Raw genomic sequence first — 3,614 nt, 5'->3', positions numbered from 1 at the left:
CCGACCCTGACCGTGCTGGACTGGTTGCGGGAGCATTGCGGCCGGACCGGCACCAAGGAGGGCTGCAACGAAGGCGATTGCGGCGCCTGCACGGTGCTGGTGGTGCGGCTGGAGGGGTCGTCGCTGGTCTGGCGGGCGGTAAATGCCTGCATCCAGTTTGTGGCGATGCTGGATGGCGCGCAATTGTTCACGGTGGAGGATCTGCGCGCGCCGGACGGCACGCTGCATCCGGTCCAGCAGGCGATGGTGGAGCTGCATGGCTCGCAATGCGGCTTTTGCACGCCGGGATTCGTGATGTCGATGGTCGCCTACCGCAAGGCGGCGGGGGCAGTGGCCGAGGACGGGCCGATCGATGACGCGCTGGCGGGTAACCTGTGCCGCTGCACGGGCTATGCCCCGATCGTGCGGGCGATGAAGCAGGCGATGGCGGCGGGGCCCGACGCGTTCGACGCGCGGGCGCGGGACATTGCCGACCGCCTGGCCGCTCTGCGCGATCATGAGACGGTGCAGATCACGGGGCCGGAAGGACGGGTGACCATCCCGGCGGATGCCGACGCCCTGGCGGCCGTCCTGCTGGCCGATCCGGAGGCGACGATCGTGGCGGGGGCCACCGATGTCGGGCTGTGGGTGACCAAGGGGCTGCGCGCCCTGCCGCATGTGGTGTCGATCGGCCGGGTGTCCGACCTGCGGACCGTGGACCGCACGCCGGACGGATTGCGGATCGGCGCCGCCGTGACGTACGAGGACGCCCGCGCCGTCCTGACGGAGCTGCTGCCCGATGCGGGGGAGGTGGTGCGGCGCATCGGCTCGACGCAGGTGCGCAATGCGGGAACGGTGTGCGGCAATATCGCCAACGGCTCGCCGATCGGCGATGGACCGCCGGTGTTCATTGCAGCGGGGGCCACGCTGCACCTGCGGCGCGGCGGGATCAGACGCGCCATTCCGCTGGAGGCGTATTTCATTGCCTATGGCAGGCAGGACCGCCAGCCGGGCGAGTTCGTCGAGGCTGTGAGCATTCCCCGTCCGGCGGCGGGGACGCTGTTCCGCGCCTACAAGATTTCCAAACGCTTCGACCAGGATATCTCGGCGGTGCTGGGGGCGTTTGCGCTGACGCTGGATGCCGATGGGGTCATCACCGCCGCGCGGATCGCCTTCGGCGGCATGGCGGCGACCCCGAAACGTGCGCACGCGACCGAGGCGGCCCTGATCGGGCGGGCGTGGGACGAGACGGCGCTGGAGGCCGCGCGGGCGGCCATCGCGACCGATTTCGCGCCGATTTCCGACATGCGGGCCAGTGACTGGTATCGCCGCACGGTGGCCGCGAACCTGCTGACCCGGCTGTTCGCTGAGACCGTTCCTGATGGCCCGCGTCCCGAAACCCGGCTGGCCGGCCGGATGGAGGCCGCCCATGTCTGATCCGACGATCACCGATGCGCACATGGACCGCCCGCTTGCCCGCGATGCCTCCGGGGTCGGGGGCGCCGGGCGGGGGACGGGTCTGGACGCCGTCGTTGCCGGCGGGGCGTCGCAGAGCCTGCGGCACGAGAGTGCGGCGATGCATGTCTCGGGTTCCGCCGCCTATATCGACGACATGCTGGAGCCGAAGGGCTTGCTGCATGTGGTGCCGGGGCTGAGCACCCGGGCCCATGCCCGGATCGTGTCGATGGATCTGGACGCCGTCCGGGCCGCGCCCGGCGTGGTGCGGGTGCTGACGGCGGCGGATATTCCCGGCCACAACCAGATCAGCCCGGTGGGGAAGGAGGACGAGCCGCTGCTGGCGTCGGACATCGTGTCCTTCTACGGCCAGCCGATCTTTGCCGTGGTCGCCGAAACGCGCGGGCAGGGGCGCCGGGCGGCGCGTCTGGCGCGGATTGTCTATGAGGACCTGCCGGCGGTGCTGGATATCGACCAGGCCCGGGCCGCCGGCGGCGCGCTGGTCTGGCGGCCGCTGACGATGCGGCGTGGGGACGCGGAGCAGGGATTGGCGGCGTCGCCGCGTCGCCTGTCGGGCCGCATCGTGATGGGCGGCCAGGAGCATTTCTACCTCGAAGGGCAGGCGGCACTGGCGCAGCCGGGCGAGGAAGGGGAGATGCGGGTCTGGTCCTCGACCCAGCATCCGACCGAGACCCAGCACATGGTGGCGCATGTACTGGACCGGCCGAGCAATCTGGTGACGACCGAGATCCGGCGCATGGGCGGCGGGTTCGGCGGCAAGGAGACCCAGGCGAATGGCCCGGCCTGTCTGGCGGCGCTGGCGGCCGAACTGACCGGGCGCGCGGCCAAGATGCGGCTGGATCGCGACGACGACATGATGATGACGGGCAAGCGTCATGATTTCGTCGTGGAGTACGATGTCGGCTTCGACGATGACGGCCGCATCCGGGCGGTGGACATGGTGCTGGCGGCGCGGTGCGGCTGGTCGGCCGACCTGTCGGGCCCGGTGACCGACCGCGCGCTGTTTCATGCCGACAATGCCTATTACTATCCCGATGTGCGGCTGCGGTCCGAACCGCTGAAGACCAATACGCAGTCCAATACCGCCTATCGCGGTTTCGGCGGGCCGCAGGGCATCGTGGCGGCCGAACGGGTGATCGAGGAGATTGCCTTCGCCACCGGGCTGGACCCGCTGGATGTGCGGCTGCGCAATGTCTATGGCACCGGCACGCGGGACCTGACGCCGTATCATATGACGGTCGAGGATTCGATCGCGGCGGAGATCATGGAGGAACTGGCGGAAAGCTGCGCCTATCGGGCGCGGCGTGCCGCGATCCACGCCGCCAATGGGGGCAGCCCGCATATCAGGCGCGGCATCGCGCTGACGCCGGTGAAATTCGGCATTTCCTTTACCGCCACCCATTACAATCAGGCGGGCGCGCTGGTGCATGTCTACACTGACGGGTCGGTGCAGGTGAACCATGGCGGCACCGAGATGGGGCAGGGGCTGCACACCAAGATGGTGCAGATCGCGATGCGGGAATTCGGCCTGACGGCCGACCGGGTTCGTATTACCGCCACCACCACGGGCAAGGTGCCCAATACCTCGGCCACCGCCGCCTCCAGCGGCGCGGACCTGAACGGCATGGCGGTGCTGGATGCGGTGCGCCGGATCAAGGAGCGGCTGGTCGCCTTTGCCGCCGTGCATTGGGGCGTCGAGGCGGCCGATATCCATTTCCGGGCCGACGGCGTGCATGTCGGCGAGACGGTCGTGCCCTTTCCGGACCTGACGAGGGCCGCCTATTTCGCCCGCGTGTCGATGTCCTCCAGCGGGTTCTACAAGACGCCGAAGATCTCGTGGAACCCGGAGACCGGGCGGGGGCGGCCGTTCTTCTATTTCGCCTATGGTGCGGCCTGTGCCGAAATCGCCATCGACCTGCTGAGCGGTGAGATGCGGATCGAGCGTGTCGATATCCTGCACGATGCCGGGCAGTCGCTGAATCCGGCGATCGATATCGGGCAGGTCGAAGGGGCCTTCGTGCAGGGGGCCGGATGGCTGACCACCGAGGAACTGGTGTGGGACGAGACGGGCCGGCTGCGTACCCATGCCCCCAGCACCTACAAGATCCCGGCCTGTTCCGATCGGCCGCGTATCTTCAATGTCGCGCTGCTGGAGCGCG

General features: G+C 69.1%; 2 protein-coding genes. Both read left to right on the top strand.

What is annotated here, in order from left to right; all coding sequences use genetic code 11:
* On the top strand, positions 1 to 1,416 hold a 1,416-nt coding region (gene xdhA / locus HLH35_RS19580; protein WP_182980726.1), incomplete at its 5' end, for a xanthine dehydrogenase small subunit.
* A 139-nt stretch (positions 1,417 to 1,555) separates the two neighbouring features.
* A partial coding sequence (gene xdhB, locus HLH35_RS19575; protein ID WP_246385257.1) for a xanthine dehydrogenase molybdopterin binding subunit occupies positions 1,556 to 3,614 on the top strand: 2,059 nt, incomplete at its 3' end.

Origin of the sequence: Gluconacetobacter asukensis (assembly GCF_014174375.1) — a bacterium.
GTDB lineage: Bacteria > Pseudomonadota > Alphaproteobacteria > Acetobacterales > Acetobacteraceae > Gluconacetobacter > Gluconacetobacter asukensis.
This window is presented reverse-complemented; position numbering and strand designations above follow the sequence as displayed.